Here is a 13718-nt window from a genome sequence, read left to right on the forward strand (position 1 = left end):
GCGGAAAAAGGGAACGGCGTCACATCTGCGCCGAGGCCGTGACCGCCGGTGGCAGGTGTGGTCTCCGGCCAATACAACCAGCCCCGCCGACGGGCCGCCGCACGGGGACGACCCGGGGCGACACTCGAACACGCGTTCGTCGAATGCACCCTCGGCACGCCCCGGCCCCGCTAACCTCGACCCGTACGAGTGATCAAGGGGGCAGCGTTGTCGACGGGTCCTACCCACGCCATGAGCGGTCTGCTGGCCTGGGCGGCGGTGACCGCGCTGGCCGAGAACCACCCCATCGGCCAGCTCACGCCCCAGAGCTGGGCGGTCGGCGCGGTGCTCGCCACCGGCGCCGCCCTGCTGCCCGACCTCGACCACCCCTCCTCGACGATCTCGCGCACGTTCGGGCCGGTCAGCGCGGGCGCGTCGGCCCTGATCAACACGATCAGCTCGTTCGTCTACCGCACCACCCGCACCCGCAAGGACTCCAACCGCGACGGCGGGCACCGCGGCCTCACGCACACGCTGGCGTTCGCCCTGGCCGCCGCCGTCGGCACGACCGCCGTGGTGCAGCAGTCGCAGAAGTGGGCGCTGCCCGCGCTGATGTTCGTGTTCGCCGGCCTCGCCGTGCGCGGGATCATGAACGACTGGTGCCCGCAGAAGGACGCCCTGCTCATCACGGGCGTCTCGGCCGCCATCACGGTCGCCTGCGTGGCGTGGACGGCGCAGACGCCCGCCAGCGCGGCGGCGTGCGGGGTCGCGGTCGGCGTCGGGTGCTTCGCCCACTACCTCGGCGACGCGATCACCGAGCAGGGCTGCCCGATCCTGTGGCCGATCCCCCTGATGGGCAAGACCTGGTTCCCGGTCGCGCCGCCGAAGATCATGCGGATGAAGACCGGCGGCACGGTGGAGATGGCGATCGTCGGACCGCTGGTCACGATCCTGAGCGTCTGGCTCTCCGCCGCCGCGTTGCAGCAGGCGGGCGCGCTCCCCTTCCTCGAAAGTTTCGATCTGCTGCCCATCTGATTTTCAGATAACGGCCATTCGGCGGCTACCACTTCATCACCCGAACGGACTAGCCTCCAGCGAAATCCTGTCCCGCGCCGATCGCGTCGAGGAGGACTTCGTGCCCCACCCCACGCACGACAACGTCGTCGAGGCGGCCGGATGACCACCTGGCTGGGCCTCAACGCCGGTCACGACGACCGGACGACCGCGGACGCCGTCGCGGTGTCGCTCTACGAAACGCTGCTGTTCCACGCCCAGCTCGTGTGCGTCCACGAGGTGGAGGGACGACACGCGATGTCGTTCCGGCTCACCGAGGAGCCCTCGGAGAACACCGTGTCGACGCTGATCGAACGCGGCTACGGCGTGGCGGTGCACAACGGTTCGCTGCAACGGCTCGCCGGACCCGAGGAGCTGACCCGCGGCGCGCTGCGGGCGGCGTTGGCGCACCGCGACCGGCGGGAGGGCCGGGCGTTGCGGTTCCCCGGCCAGCGCACGCTGCGCGGCCGTTACGGGGTGTCGGACATCCTCGCGTTCAGCGCGATCGAGGAAGTCCTGCCGCACGGCACGAAGAGCGTGGACGCGCGCGGCGACCTGCAGCCCACGTTCGTCAACGGCAGGCTGGTGCTGGACTGCGGCTGAACCGGCCCTCAGCCGGGGTGCGCGCCGACGGTGTCCTTGATCTCGGCGCCGAGATGGTCGGCGCTGCGCGCGCAGTGCGCGCAGCAGAAGAACCGGCCCCGCACCTCGACGCCGTGGCCGAGGATGCGGCAGTCGCAGTGCTCGCAGCGCGGCGCCAGGCGTTGGATCGCGCACTCGAAGCTGTCGAACGTGTGCACGCCACCGCCGACCGTGCGGACCTCGAAGGCCATCCAGTAGTCGTTGCCGCAGACGTCGCAAGTCGCCATGGCCGAAGCGTGCGCCGGTCGCCGGGCACCGGCAACTCGAACCCGGCCGACGACTGCCCGGACCTCGCGCGCGCGAAGTCCGGCCGAGCGGACCAGGCCGGACTCGAACCGGCGTCCTCCCTCCCCGGGGGAGGGCGCGTCAACCACTGCGCTACATGGTCCCGAGCCGGGCCGGATTCGAACCGGCGTCCTCCCTCCCAGGGGGAGGGCGCGACAACCACTGCGCTACCGGGCTCCTGCCCAACACTAACCATGACCGAGGTCCCGGAGACAGGGCCGCTAAGGTCTGCCCTCGTGCGCGGAGTCGACTACTACGAACTCCTCGGGGTCGGCCGCTACGCGTCCGAGGCGGAGATCAAGTCCGCTTACCGCTCCCTGGCCAAGGTCATGCACCCGGACGCGGGCGGGTCCTCCGGCACCTTCCGCATGCTGCAAGAGGCATATGACACCCTGCGGGATCCGGCTCGCCGACGTGACTACGACCGCGGGTGGTCGTTCACCCGTCCGGGCGCGCGCCCGACGTCGCCGACCCGCCCGCCGCGCTCCGGCCGGACCGGTCGGTTGCGCAACTTCGGTGAAGATCCCGACTTCGTACCTCCGAAGCCCGTGGTGGACCTCGGCGGCCTGGCGTGGTGGCACCTGGTCGACGTCGGCCAACGGGTCCGGTACGCGCCCGCCGCCGGTCCCGGCCACGCGCCCGCGCTGGCGGCCATGTGCGGGTGGTTCTTCCTGCTGCTGCCCGTGGTCGTCATCGACTTCTCGCCGTTGGCGCTCGGCGTCTGGCTGCTGGTGGTGGCCGCCGCGGCGGCGGTGGCGTTCCGGCTCGTGCGGCGGTACCTGGCGGCGATCCGGGCCGACCGGTCGTTCACGTCGGACCACGACACGGGCGTGGTGCACGGGACCACGGACGACCGGGTCTGCGAACGGCTCACCGCCGACCTGCTCAGCCGGTACCTGACCCGGCTGCCCGGCGCGCGGATCTTCCACGGCCTCGCGTGGCCCGGCTCGGTGTTCGCCGACGTCGACCACGCCGTGCTGTGCGGGCGGAAGCTGGTGCTGATCGAGTCGAAGTCGTGGCTGCCCGGGCACTACGAGGCCGAGGACGACGGCACGGTGTGGCGCAACGGCCACCCGTTCCGGGGCGGCGGCATGCGGATGCCGCGCAGCCTCGCGGTGTACAGGAAACTGCTGCCGTGGCTGGAGATCCGGACCGCGCTGCTGGTCTACCCGAGCCGCGACGGCGTCGTGACCACCGAGGAACCGGCGGACGCCATCGTGCCGCCGATGACGCCCACCCAGTTCGTCGAGGAGATCGGCGACTGGCTGGCCGAGGACCCGGCCACGGTGGACCGGGAGGCGTTGCGCCTGCTGATCGGCCAGGTCGTGCCGATCGTGCGGACGGCCGGTTGAAGACGGCCATCTCCCCGAGCGCGTAGCCGTGCGGCGGCGGGTCGTTGGGTGGCAGCGCTCAACCGGTCGGCAGTCAACCGAATGGCGCATGTCGCGGCGGACGTGCGCGGGCTACGTTCCGACGAGCCCACGGGGGAGTCGGCTGTGAAGATCGACGTCTTCAACGAGATCCAGGACCCGCGCCCGTGGCAGGAAGGGCACCAGCACGCGCGCATCGCGGAGGCGTTGGCGCAGGCGAGGTTGGCGGACGAGCTCGGCTACGGCTGCTGGTGGCAGGTCGAGCACCACGGCGCCGACGGGTTCAGCCTGTCGTCCGCGCCGGAGCTGGAGCCGGCCGCGATCTCGCAGCAGACGTCGCGGATCAGGCCGGGGCACGCCGCGGTGCTCGCGCCCGCGCCGTTCAACCACCCGATCAGGGCAGCCGAACGTGCCGCGATGCTCGACCACCTCAGCGGTGGGCGGCTGGAGTTCGGGCTGACCAGGTCCACCGCGCCGGAGTGGCGGCTGTTCGGCGTCGACCCGGCGGACGCGCGGCGGCAGACGCAGCAGGCGTTCGAGATGATCCCGAGGATGTGGACGTCGGAGCGGTTCTCGCACGTCAGCGAGGACTTCGAGATCCGCGACGTGCCGATCGTGCCCAAGCCGCTGCCACAGCCCACCCGCCGCTGTGGCAGGCGGCGGCGACCCCGGCGTGGTTCGAGGAGGCCGGGCACCGTGGCGTCGGGGTGCTCGGCACGACGATCTGGGAGTCCGTCGAACGGGTGCGGCGGATGGTCGCGCTGTACCGGGCGGCGGCCGAGGCGTGCACGTCGCCGGTCGGCTCGTACGTCAACAACCAGGTCGCCTTCTTCACGTTCGTGCACTGCGCGGAGACCGACGAGCAGGCGGTCCGGAACGGCGCGGTGGCCGCAGCGGCTTGGTACACGGTCGAGGCGCTGACGTTCTTCGAGGCGGCGGACGCGTTCGTCGACAACGTCCGGCGTCAGGAGGAGCTGGTGAACGCCCCCGACGGCGGCGGGCTGACCGGCGATTTCCTGCGGGCCGAGGTGGCCGGCTCCACCTGACCGAACCACGCCCAACTGGTGATCGGCCGGGTCCTGCAAGGCGACGACGTGGCGCCGGAGGAGATCTTCGAGGCGCTGAACGCGCAGGACTCGCTGATCGTGGGCAGCCCGGAGACGTGCCGGAAGAAGCTGCGGGTCCACGCGGACCTGGGCACCGACCGGCTGATGGCCTTCCACCCTGAAGCACGAGGACGTCATGCGGAGCCTGCGGCTGGTCGGCGAGCTCATCCCCGACTTCGACAAGTCGGGCTGACCCGACGTTCGCCGAACCGGGCCGATCCCCCGGGTTCGCCGAGTGGAGTCGCGGGATCCGGTGGGAGGATGCCCGCATGCCGAAGAAGCTGCGCCTGACCGGTGACCCGGTCGCCGACAAGCTGCTGAGCGACGACCCGTTCGCGTTGCTGGTGGGGCTGTTGTTGGACCAGCAGTTCCCGATGGAGCACGCCTTCGCCGGGCCGCGGAAGATCGCGGACCGGATGGACGGGTTCAGCATCACCAAGATCGCCGAGACCGACGTGGAGGCGTTCGTCGAGCTGTGCGTGCAGCCGCCGGCCATCCACCGGTACGGCGCGTCGATGGCACGTCGGGTCCACGCGCTGGCGTTGCACGTGATCGAGCACTACAAGGGCAAGGCCGCGAACATCTGGAAGACCGGCCAACCGGACGGCAAGGAAGTGCTGCGCCGGGTGAAGGAGCTGCCCGGGTTCGGCGACCAGAAGGCCCGGATCTTCGTCGCGCTGCTCGGCAAGCAGCGCGGTGTGACGCCGGACGGGTGGCGGGAGGCGGCCGGCGCGTACGGGGAGGAAGGGTCGCGGCGGTCCATCGCCGACGTGACCAGTGCCGAGACGTTGGCCGAGGTGCGGGCGTTCAAGAAGGCGGCGAAGGCCGGAGGCGCGGCCGGCGCCCAGGTGGAGGGCCCGGCGGGAGTGAAGGCGGCGGCGAAGGGCACGACCGCGGTGAAGGCCGCGGCGAAGGGGAAAACGGCGGGCAAGGCGGCGGCGAAGGGCTAGAGTCCCCGCGTGGAGTTGCCTGGTCTGACCGATCTCACGCCGTTGGGCCAGGGTGGTTTCGCCACCGTCTACCGGGCTCGCCAGGTGCAGCTGAACCGCGACGTCGCGGTGAAGATCGACAACCGGGTGCTGCAGAGCGAACGGGACCGTCGGCGGTTCCTGCGCGAGGCGCACGCCGCCGCCCGGCTGTCCGGCCATCCTCACGTGGTCTCGGTGCACGACGCGAACTTCACCCCGCAGGGCACGCCCTACCTGGTCATGGAGCTGTGCACGGGCGGCTCGCTGGCCGACGTGGTGCAGCGCGAAGGGCCGCTGCCCGCGGCGAGGGTGCGCGAGTTGGGCGTGCAGCTGGCGGACGCGTTGGCCGCCGCGCACGCGGAAGGCGTGCTGCACCGGGACATCAAGCCGGGCAACATCCTGCTGGACCGCTACGGCACGGTGAAGCTGGCCGATTTCGGGTTGGCGGCGTTGCTGGACGCCGAGGGGTCGAGCACGGTCACGCGGGACGCGTTGAGCCCCAGCTACGCGCCGCCGGAGGCGTTCGCGATGGCTCCGCCGACGCCGGCGGCGGACGTGTACTCCCTGGCGGCGACGCTGTACGACCTGCTGGCGGGCAAGCCGCCGCGACCGGTGCCGTGGCCCGTGGAGTCGTTCGACCAGTTGGGGCACGTGCTGCGGGCCCCGGTGCCGTGGGTGCCCGGGGTGCCGCAGGGGATGCACGAGGCGCTGGTGCGGGCGTTGGAGCCCGAGGTCGGTCGTCGGACGCCCGCGGCGGCCCGGTTGCGCGACGAGTTGCGTCGGGTGGCGGAGGCGTCGGTCCCGTCGCAGGTCTCCCGGCCGGCGGCGGAGTCACCGGCCTGGGGGTCGCCGCCGCTGGCCGGGTTGCCGCCCCGGGACTCGCGGCCGGTGGCGGGCGCGTCGCCTCGGGTGTCGCCGCCGTTGGCGGGGTCCGGTTACGTCCGGCCGCCTGCCAAGAAGCCCTGGCCGTTGGTGATCAGCGCCGCGGTGCTGGCGACGCTGGTGGCCGTGGGCACGTGGTGGTGGGCGTCCAAGTCCACCGCCACCTCCACCACGTCGACGCTCGACGCGGAGTCCACCGCCGGGAGCTCGAGCAAGACCCTCCCGCCGCCCAACCTGAAGGAGTGCGCGACCGGTTACTGCGTCGCCGAACCGACCTGCTACCGCGGCATCGTGTCCGTCGGTGGCAAGGCGGCCAGTGCGCGCAAGGTCGGGAACTGCTCGGAGGAGCACTTCTGGGAGGCGTTCGCGGGCGGGTGGCTGTCCGGGCCGGTCCCGGACGTCGACAACGACGAGCTGGCCAAGGCGCCCGAGGTGGCGAGCGTCTGCACGGCCGAGGTGATGGCGGCCAACACCCGGCCGAGCGTCGACACCTCGGGCTGGAGGTTCACGGCGGTGGGTTTCACGGACGGCGACCTGACCTACTTCCACTGCCTGGCCGCGCCGTCCGCGGGCGGCGAGACGACGACCAGCGCGTTCGGCGGGTCCTGACGCGGTTCGGGCTTGAGCGTGAAGATCAGCATCACGAGGGCCACCAGCGCGAGGAGCGCGGCGATCGGGGCGAGCGGGACGAGTCCGACCCAGCTGATCACCACGCCGCCCAGCACGCCGGACAGACCCACGCCGAGGTAGATCGCGGAGGCGTTGAGCGACAGCAGCAGGCCGCTGTTGGCGGGTGCGAGCTCGATCAGCCAGCTCTGGATGGGCGGGTTCGCCGACCACGTGAGCGCGCCCCAGACGAAGAGGGCGACGGCGGCCGACACCGGGGTCGTCGCGGTGAGGGGCAACGTCGCCAGCACGACGGTGAAGCAGCTGAAGAGGGCGACGAGCAGCTTGCGGGTGTCGAAGCGGTCCGTGAGGCGGCCGGCGCCCCAGTTGCCGAGCACGGAGCCCAGGCCGTAGGCGACGAGCAGGATGCCGATCGTGGCGCCCTCCACGTCCGCGGTCTCGGCCAGCAGGGGCGCGATGTAGTTGAAGACGCTGAACACGGCCAGGCACGCGAGCACGGTCAGGCCGAGGACCATCAGCACGCGGCGGTCGGCGGCGGGTGCGAAGCGCTGCCGCAGGCCGACGGCGGGCGGGGCGTCGACGCGGGGCAGCCAGAGGCGCACGGCGATCGCGGCGAGCACCGAGACGACCGCGATCAGCGCGAACACGCCCTGGTAGCCGAGGGGTCCGCCGAGCAGGTTGCCCGCGGGCACGCCGAGGGCGAGCGAGAACGACAGGCCGCCGAAGACCAGGGCCACGGCTCGGCCGCGGTGTTCCGGTGGGGTCAGCACGGTGGCGACGAGCGTCGCGGCGGGTGTGTAGACGGCCGCGCCGAGCGCGCTGATCACGCGGGCGACCATGAGCAGCGGGTAGTTCGGGGCGAGCGCGGCCAGGAGGTTGCCGAAGGCCGCGACGCCGAGGGCCACGACGAGCAACGTGCGGCGCTCCCACCGTCCGGTGAGGACGGCGAGGAGGGGTGACGAGACCGCGTAGGCGATCGCGAACGCGGTGAGCAGCTGTCCCGCGGTGGCGTGCGAGACGTCCAGCTCCTCGCTCACGGCCGGCAGCACGCCGGAGACGATGTACCCGCTCGTGCCGATGGCGAACGCCCCGGCGGCGAGGAGGTAGGTGCGTGCCGACATGTGTGATCCCCCAGTCGAGTGCGTTCCGGCGGGGATCGTACTACGACGTTCATCGAAGTTTGATGGGACTCGTAGTATGGGCGTTGTGACGGTTGTGCTCCCCCACCCGGATCGGGACGAGATCCGGATAGCGTCGGTGCTGCACGCGCTGGCCGATCCGGTGCGGCTCCGGATCGTGCGCGAGTTGGCGACGCACGAGGAGGGCATTTCGTGCGGTGTGCTGCCGCTGGGGGTGACGGCGTCGACGCTCACCCACCACGTGCGGACGTTGCGGGAGGCGGGTGTGGTGCGCGTCCGACCGCAGGGGACTTCGCGGATCAGCTCGTTGCGCCGGGAGGATCTGGATGCGCTGTTCCCGGGGCTGCTCGACGGTGTGCTGGCGGCACGCCGGTGAGCGGGGCGAACGACTGGGAGTGGGTCCGGGTGCTCGCCCAGGGGCGGGTGTACGACGAGGAGCGGCCCGCCGCGAACCGGCTGGCGTGGGCGGCAGTGGCGTTGGCGGCCTCGCACGGTGGTGAGCGGAGCGGGGTGCGGCGGGCTCGGGCGGTGGCGGACCGGTTCGCGTTGCGGGCCCGGGTGGTGCGGTCGCTGGGTGTCCGGGCGGCGGATCCGGACGCGTTGGCGGCGGACGTGCTGGCCGAGGTGACGGCCGAGGACGGGTTGTCCGGGAGGTACGAGAAGGCGGTGGCGCAGGCGGTCGGGCCGGTCGTGTCGCAGGTGCGGGACGACGGGTTGCGGGAACGGGTGCAGGGGTGGGTGTCGGCGCGGTCGTAGTCCGGTAATTGGGTTGCGACGGTTCCTAGGGTGAACAACCGTGCGCGCTTACGTCTTTCTAGCGCTGGCCGGATTCCGCAGATACTCCACCTACCGACAGGCGATGGTCGCCGGAATGGCGACGAACGTCGTATTCGGCCTGCTCAGGATGGCCGTGCTGGTCGCAGCGGTCACGCAGGGACCCATCGCGGGCTATGACGTCGCGGCCACGGCGACTTACGTGTGGCTCGGCCAAGGATTGATGGCCGTGGTCGTCCTGTGGGGCGACAAGCACCTCGCCGATCGGGTGCGCAGCGGTGACGTGGTGGTCGACCTCTATCGACCATGGCACTTGCAGCTCGCCCTGTTCGCCGAGGACGTGGGGCGCGCGGGGTACGCCGTGGCCGTCCGGCTCGCCCCGCCGGTGGCGTTCGGGGCGTTGCTCTTCCCCTTCCGGTGGCCTTCGGCCGGCACGTTGCCGGTGTTCGCGGTCAGCGTGGCGCTGGCGGTGACCGTCAGCTTCGGCCTGCGGTTCCTGCTCAACGCGACCACGTTCTGGCTGCTGGACAACCGCGGCGTCCAAGCTCTCTACACGGCGCTCACCTGGCTGTTGTGCGGGCTGGCCGTGCCGCTCGCGTTCTTCCCGGAGTGGGCGCTGCCGATCGTGTGGTCGACGCCGTTCGCGGCCATGCTGCAGGCGCCGATCGACATCTTCCTCGAACGCGGGTCGCCGTGGCCTTTCCTCGCGGGGCAGGCGTTCTGGGCCGTCACCGCGCTGGCCGCGGGTCACCTGGTGCTGACGCGGGCGGTGCGGAAGGTGGTGGTCCAGGGTGGCTGAGAGCGTGTACGTGAAGCTCGTCGGCGCGCGGTTGCGCGGCCAGATGTCCTATCGCGCTTCGTTCCTCATGCAGTGCCTCGCGCAGGCGATCAACCAGCTCGCCGAGTTGGCCATCATCCTGGTGCTGTTCAACCGGGTGAGCGCGCTGGGCGGGTTCTCGGTCTCGGAAGTCGTGCTGATGTACGCGATCGCGGGCACGGCGTTCGGGATCGCCGACATGGTGGCGGGGCAGTTGGACGAACTGCCCGCTTACATCCGCACGGGGACGTTCGACGTGCTGCTGTTGCGCCCCTTGGGCACGTTGGCGCAGATGATGGCGTCCGACCTGCACCTGCGGAAGGTCGGGCGCATCGTCGCCGGCGTCGGGGCGCTGGTCTACGCCTTGAGCCACAACGACATCGCGTGGTCGGCGTGGACCGCCGGACTGGTCGTCCTGGCGCCGATCAGCGGCGCGGTGATCTTCTCCTCGATCTGGGTGGCGGCCAACGCCGTGTGCTTCTGGGTCGTGGACGGCCAGGAGCTGGCCAACACGGTCACGTACGGCAGCAACGCCTTCACCTCCTACCCCGCCACGGTCTACGGGCCTTGGCTGCGGCGGTTCTTCGCGTTCGTCATCCCCGGCGCGTTCGTCGCCTACTACCCCGCCCTCGCCCTGCTGGACCGACCGGACCCGTTGGGCGGGCCCGCCCTGCTGGGGTGGATCTCGCCGTTGGTCGCGGGCGCGGCGGCGGTCGTGGCCGGTCTGGTGTGGCGGACGGCCGTTCGGCACTACCGAGGGACTGGATCATGATCGAAGTGCGCGACCTGCGTCGCGAGTTCACGGTCACCACCAAGGTCGGACGATTCCGGCGGGAGAAGCGGGTGGTGCGGGCGGTCGACGCCGTCGCGTTCGACGTGGCGGCGGGCGAGGCCGTCGGGTACGTCGGACCCAACGGGGCGGGCAAGTCGACCACCATCAAGGTGCTGACCGGGATCCTGGTGCCCACGTCCGGTCACGTCCGGGTGTGCGGGGTCGAACCGTCGCGGGGCAGGCGGGAGCTGGCCCGGCGGATCGGCGTGGTGTTCGGCCAGCGCAGCCAGCTGTGGTGGGACCTGCCCTTGCGGGACAGCTTCGAGTTGTTGCGGGCGATCTACCGGGTGCCGCGGGACGACTACCGGAATCGGTTGCGGGAGTGCGTCGAGCTGCTGGAGCTCGGGCCTTTCCTGGACACGCCGGTCCGGCAGTTGTCGCTCGGTCAGCGGATGCGGGGCGAGGTCACGGCGTCTTTGTTGCACGGGCCGGAATTGCTGGTCCTGGACGAGCCGACGATCGGGCTGGACCTGGAGTCCAAGGAGCGGCTCCGGGAATTCCTCGCCGATCTGAACACGCACCGGGGAACCACCCTGCTGCTCACCACGCACGATCTGGACGACATCGAACGGCTCTGCCCCAGGTTGGTCGTGATCGACCGGGGCACGGTGCTCGCGGACGGCGCGCTGGACGAGCTGCGCGCCGAGGTCGCGCCGGAGCGGGTGCTGGTGGTCGACCTGGAGAAGCCCAGCGGTGAGCTGGCCGGGCTGCACGGCGTGACGTCGAGCCGGATCGACCTGAACGGTTTGCGACACCACCTCACGTTCCGCCGGGCCGACACCACGGCGGCGGCGCTGATCTCGGCCGTGGCCGCCCGGGCGGAAGTGCACGACCTGGTGGTTGTCGAGCCGGAAATCGACGACGTGGTGCGTCGGCTGTACGCGCGTCGGTAGAGTCGGACGAAACGGTCAACGTAGAACGGGAGCACCCTCATGCGCGCAGGTCGTCCGGTAGCCACCCTCTTGCTGGCAATGGGACTCGCCGCCGCGGTCTCGGGCTGCGAGGCCGTGCAGCAGGCCTCGGACACCGCCAACCAGGTCGGCGCCGCCGCGGACAAGGCGCAGCTGTGCATCGACGCGCTCAAGCTGGCCGGCTTCACGCCCGACGCCACCGACCCGCAGAAGGCGCTGGAGGAGACCCAGAAGAAGGCCGAGGAGCTGAACGCGCTCGCCGCCAAGGCAGGCGACACGACGCTGCAGGACGCCATCACCGGCGTCTCCGACACCATGGGCAAGGTGACGCTGGAGGACCTGAACCCGGCCAACATCGGCGCGTGGTCGCAGCAGAAGCTGGACCAGGTGGCGAAGCTGTCCAACGCCTGCGCCTGAGCGGAAACGTCAGGCTGTCGGTACCTTCGGAACAGTCCTACGCTGTGACGCACCGGAGGTGTTGCAGATGCACGCGACAGTAGGCGACCGGTTGCACATCCACAGCCGCGCGGTTGGTCTCGACGAGACGGTCGGCGAGATCCTCGAAGTGCGCGGCCCGGAGGGTGCGCCCCCGTATCGGGTCCGCTTCTCCGACGGCCACGAAGGGCTGGTCTACCCCGGCCCCGACAGCCTGGTGGAGCCCCGGACCCCCGAATCACCCAGGATCAAGGACTCGACCTCGGCGCGGTAGAGCAGCGCCGGGTCGACCCCCATCGGCCCGAACTGGCCGGAAACCTCCAGGCTGAGCACGCCGTGCAGCCTGGTGAACGCACGCAGGCCGGTGAGCAGCACGGCGGGGGGCACGTCACCCTCGCCGCGCGCGCCCGCCCACCCCGCGAGCTGGGCGTCCAGTGTGGACGACCCGGCCGTGGCGGAGCCGTCGCGCGGCAGGACGCGGAACAGCGCGCTCATGGTGCGGTGCGCCAGGAGGATCGTGTCCTGCGGCGCGTGGTAACCCGGTAGTGGCGTGCCGAACAACAACAGGTACCGGTGCGGCTGGGTGACGCCCCACGACCGGAACCCCTCCGCGAACGCACGCACCCGATCGGGTGGTGATGCGCCGCCCGACGCCGCCACCGCCTCCTCCACCGCTTCCGCGAGGTCGTGCCACGCGTCGCGGACCAGGTCGTTGAGCAGGTCGTCGCGACCCTTGAAGTACCGGTAGAGCGCCGGACCCGTCACGCCCATGCGCTTGGCGATGGCGTTGACCGAGATGCCGGCGATCCCCTGCCCGGCCAACTGCTCCAGCGCGATGCGCTTGGCCTCGGTCTTCGTTTCCTCGCGGTACCGCTCCCGGCGGACGTTGACCACGCTGCCCTCCTTGACGCAGGCACTCTAACTTGTGTTAGAACTTCTAACAGAAGTTACGACTTGATACGAGGGGCGTCATGTCGACGGTCGTGCTGGGTGCGGGGCGGGGGATCGGGTGGGAGGTCGCCCGACAGTTGGTGGAGGACGGCCGCGAGGTGCGGGCTGTCACTCGTTCAGGTGGAGTTCCGGAGGGCGCGCAGGACGTGCGGGCCGACCTCATGGACCGGGCGTCGACGGTCGAGGCCGTGCGGGGCGCCTCGGTCGTCCACCTGGCGGCGAACGTGCTGTACTCGGACTGGGTCGAGATGTTGCCGACGATGGTCGAGAACACGATCGCGGCGGCCGAGTCCGCGGGCGCGAAGATCGTCTACACGGACAACCTGTACGCGTTCGGGCCGGTGTCGGGGCCCATCCGGGAGGACACGCCGGAACGGCCGGCAGGCGTGAAGGAGAAGCTGCGCAGCGAGCCCGGCAAGCGCTTGCGGGCGGCTTCCGTGCCGGTCACGACGTGCCGGTCGTCGGACTACCACGGGCGGGGCGGCACGGGTTCGCTGCCCGGTGAGCTGCTGATCAAGCCGATGGCGGCGGGCAGGGCGGGCATGTGGTTCTGGCCGCTGGACCTGCCGCACACGTTCGCCTACCTGCGCGACACGGCGCGGGCGCAGATCGTGCTCGGCGACGACGAGCGGGCCGACGGGAAGCTCTGGCTCACGCCGGCGGCGGAGACGTTGACCGTTCGGGAGTTCGCGGCGTTGACCGGGCGGGTGCTCGGCAACGCGCGCAAGCCGGTGCGGCTGCCCGCGTTCTCGGTCGCGGTGGGTTCGCTGTTCGACAAGCGGCTGCGGGGCTCGGGCGAGATGGACCACCAGCGCACCGCGCCGTGGGTGGTGGACCACTCCGCGTTCGAGGCCACCTTCGGGCCGTTGCCCGTCACGCCGCACGAGCAGGCGATCGAGGACACCGCGCGCTGGTACCGGGGTTGAGCGGAACGGCAACCTGGGAAC

Annotated in this window: 16 protein-coding genes, 2 tRNA genes and 2 pseudogenes; 15 read left to right on the forward strand and 5 right to left on the reverse strand. The window is 71.3% G+C overall.

What is annotated here, in order from left to right; translation table 11 throughout:
- Window positions 1–207: 207 nt before the first annotated feature.
- Both AB0H12_RS15700 and AB0H12_RS15705 read left to right on the forward strand, forming a co-directional pair.
- Window positions 208–1014: a metal-dependent hydrolase gene (locus tag AB0H12_RS15700; protein ID WP_230572337.1), complete on the forward strand. Its 807-nt coding sequence runs from the start codon at window positions 208–210 to the stop codon at window positions 1012–1014.
- Window positions 1015–1155: 141 nt separating this feature from the next.
- Window positions 1156–1635: a hypothetical protein gene (locus AB0H12_RS15705; protein ID WP_499623579.1), complete on the forward strand. Its 480-nt coding sequence runs from the start codon at window positions 1156–1158 to the stop codon at window positions 1633–1635.
- 8 nt (window positions 1636–1643) lie between these two features.
- Here the strand turns inward: AB0H12_RS15705 and AB0H12_RS15710 are convergent, their stop codons facing one another.
- The 3 genes from AB0H12_RS15710 to AB0H12_RS15720 form a co-directional block, all read right to left on the reverse strand.
- Complete coding sequence (locus AB0H12_RS15710; protein WP_499623580.1) at window positions 1644–1901, reverse strand: metallothionein; 258 nt, start codon at window positions 1899–1901, stop codon at window positions 1644–1646.
- An 88-nt stretch (window positions 1902–1989) separates the two neighbouring features.
- Window positions 1990–2063 (reverse strand) — tRNA-Pro (locus AB0H12_RS15715).
- Window positions 2064–2137, reverse strand: a tRNA-Pro gene (locus AB0H12_RS15720).
- Between the two features lie 58 nt (window positions 2138–2195).
- On the opposite strand from AB0H12_RS15720, the gene AB0H12_RS15725 reads away from it, so the two are divergent.
- From AB0H12_RS15725 to AB0H12_RS15745, 5 genes and pseudogenes are all read left to right on the forward strand, one after another.
- Entirely contained in the window at window positions 2196–3311 is a 1116-nt protein-coding gene (locus tag AB0H12_RS15725) for a J domain-containing protein (RefSeq protein ID WP_499623581.1), read from the forward strand.
- 81 nt (window positions 3312–3392) lie between these two features.
- Window positions 3393–3905 (forward strand): annotated as a pseudogene (locus AB0H12_RS15730) (LLM class flavin-dependent oxidoreductase); the annotation flags it as partial.
- A 131-nt stretch (window positions 3906–4036) separates the two neighbouring features.
- Window positions 4037–4375: a hypothetical protein gene (locus tag AB0H12_RS15735; protein WP_499623820.1), complete on the forward strand. Its 339-nt coding sequence runs from the start codon at window positions 4037–4039 to the stop codon at window positions 4373–4375.
- A 329-nt stretch (window positions 4376–4704) separates the two neighbouring features.
- Window positions 4705–5277 (forward strand): annotated as a pseudogene (locus AB0H12_RS15740) (HhH-GPD-type base excision DNA repair protein); the annotation flags it as partial.
- A 117-nt stretch (window positions 5278–5394) separates the two neighbouring features.
- Window positions 5395–6894, forward strand: coding sequence for a serine/threonine-protein kinase (locus tag AB0H12_RS15745; protein WP_499623582.1), 1500 nt, complete (start codon window positions 5395–5397; stop codon window positions 6892–6894).
- Here AB0H12_RS15745 and AB0H12_RS15750 read toward each other — a convergent pair.
- Window positions 6825–8033 (reverse strand): MFS transporter, encoded by a 1209-nt coding sequence (locus tag AB0H12_RS15750; RefSeq protein ID WP_499623583.1) that lies wholly within the window; start codon window positions 8031–8033, stop codon window positions 6825–6827. The genes AB0H12_RS15745 and AB0H12_RS15750 overlap by 70 nt on opposite strands.
- Before the next feature lie 76 nt (window positions 8034–8109).
- Here AB0H12_RS15750 and AB0H12_RS15755 point away from each other — a divergent pair, with 76 nt between their 5' ends.
- The 7 genes from AB0H12_RS15755 (at window position 8110) to AB0H12_RS15785 (ending at window position 12094) form a co-directional block, all read left to right on the forward strand.
- Window positions 8110–8427 (forward strand): ArsR/SmtB family transcription factor, encoded by a 318-nt coding sequence (locus AB0H12_RS15755; protein ID WP_499623584.1) that lies wholly within the window; start codon window positions 8110–8112, stop codon window positions 8425–8427.
- Window positions 8424–8807 (forward strand): hypothetical protein, encoded by a 384-nt coding sequence (locus AB0H12_RS15760; RefSeq protein WP_499623585.1) that lies wholly within the window; start codon window positions 8424–8426, stop codon window positions 8805–8807. The genes AB0H12_RS15755 and AB0H12_RS15760 overlap by 4 nt, the downstream gene beginning before the upstream one ends.
- Window positions 8808–8922: 115 nt before the next feature.
- On the forward strand, window positions 8923–9624 hold the full coding sequence (locus tag AB0H12_RS15765) for an ABC transporter permease (protein ID WP_499623586.1): 702 nt from the start codon (window positions 8923–8925) through the stop codon (window positions 9622–9624).
- Window positions 9617–10414 (forward strand): ABC transporter permease, encoded by a 798-nt coding sequence (locus AB0H12_RS15770; RefSeq protein ID WP_499623587.1) that lies wholly within the window; start codon window positions 9617–9619, stop codon window positions 10412–10414. The genes AB0H12_RS15765 and AB0H12_RS15770 overlap by 8 nt, the downstream gene beginning before the upstream one ends.
- Window positions 10411–11367, forward strand: a complete 957-nt coding sequence (locus AB0H12_RS15775; RefSeq protein ID WP_499623588.1) for an ABC transporter ATP-binding protein — start codon at window positions 10411–10413, stop codon at window positions 11365–11367. Before AB0H12_RS15770 ends, AB0H12_RS15775 begins: the two co-directional genes overlap by 4 nt.
- 39 nt (window positions 11368–11406) lie before the next feature.
- On the forward strand, window positions 11407–11802 hold the full coding sequence (locus AB0H12_RS15780) for a bacteriophage spanin2 family protein (protein ID WP_499623589.1): 396 nt from the start codon (window positions 11407–11409) through the stop codon (window positions 11800–11802).
- 67 nt (window positions 11803–11869) lie between these two features.
- Window positions 11870–12094 (forward strand): DUF1918 domain-containing protein, encoded by a 225-nt coding sequence (locus AB0H12_RS15785; protein ID WP_073885810.1) that lies wholly within the window; start codon window positions 11870–11872, stop codon window positions 12092–12094.
- Here AB0H12_RS15785 and AB0H12_RS15790 read toward each other — a convergent pair.
- On the reverse strand, window positions 12016–12714 hold the full coding sequence (locus tag AB0H12_RS15790; RefSeq protein ID WP_499623590.1) for a TetR/AcrR family transcriptional regulator: 699 nt from the start codon (window positions 12712–12714) through the stop codon (window positions 12016–12018). The genes AB0H12_RS15785 and AB0H12_RS15790 overlap by 79 nt on opposite strands.
- Before the next feature lie 77 nt (window positions 12715–12791).
- On the opposite strand from AB0H12_RS15790, the gene AB0H12_RS15795 reads away from it, so the two are divergent.
- The gene (locus tag AB0H12_RS15795) at window positions 12792–13697 is read left to right on the forward strand and encodes an NAD(P)H-binding protein (protein ID WP_499623591.1); all 906 of its coding nucleotides are present in this window, start codon (window positions 12792–12794) and stop codon (window positions 13695–13697) included.
- The last annotated feature ends 21 nt before the right edge of the window (window positions 13698–13718 follow it).

The organism is Actinosynnema sp. NPDC023794, from assembly GCF_040639675.1.
GTDB classification, from domain to species: domain Bacteria; phylum Actinomycetota; class Actinomycetes; order Mycobacteriales; family Pseudonocardiaceae; genus Actinosynnema; species Actinosynnema luteola.